This window comes from Streptomyces sp. RP5T (assembly GCF_003933965.1).
Classification (GTDB): domain Bacteria; phylum Actinomycetota; class Actinomycetes; order Streptomycetales; family Streptomycetaceae; genus Streptomyces.
The window spans coordinates 1-691 of the sequence record NZ_RSAJ01001222.1; the positions used below are offsets into that span (position 1 = coordinate 1).

The 691-nt window shown below is 75.8% G+C and carries 1 protein-coding gene; it reads right to left on the minus strand.

The genetic code is table 11. The annotated features are described in order from the left end of the window. Positions 1-581, minus strand: a 581-nt coding sequence (locus EHS43_RS45525) for a cation-transporting P-type ATPase (RefSeq protein WP_260471039.1), incomplete at its 3' end; no start/stop codon positions are given. Between the last annotated feature and the right edge of the window lie 110 nt (positions 582-691).

Sequence of the window (691 nt, forward strand, 5' to 3'; positions counted from 1 at the left end):
CCCGGGCCCTCGCCCGCGGACTTCTCCACCGGCGCGGACTCCCCGGTGAGAGCGGCCTGGTGGACGGCGAGTCCGGCTGACCGCAGCAGTCGTACGTCCGCGGGGACCAGGTCGCCCGGGCCGAGCCGTACGACGTCGCCGGGGACGAGTTCCTCGACCGGGATCTCACGGGTGACCGGGGGCGTGTCCTCGCCGGCCCGGCGCCGGACCGTGACGGTGGTCGCCACCAGGCGGCGCAGGCCCGCCGTGGAGCGGTCGGCCCGGTGTTCGCCGGAGGCGCGCAGGACGCAGCTCACGACGACCAGCAGGAGGATCACCGCGGCGGTCCCCCAGGCGAGGACGGCTGCCGACACCAGTCCCAGACAGAGCAGCACCGCGGTGAAGGGGTCACGCAGACTGCGCGCGAACAGGCGGGGCCAGGAGGGGTCCCGGGCATCCGGAACCGCGTTCGCCCCGACCCGCGCCAGCAGTTCCTCGGCCCGGGCCTCCGTCAACCCCCGCGGACCACTCCCGAGCCGCCGGAAGACCTCCAGGAGACTCCCGTCCGGCCCGGTGCCCTCGGCGCCAGGGAGAACGCGCAGGACGGGAGCGGCGGCGGCAGATACGGAGCCGGAGGCGACAGGAGTACGGGGACCGGCGTCGGAAACCCCGGACACGGCCGGCGAAGAACCGCCGCCCCCGCCCCGAAACC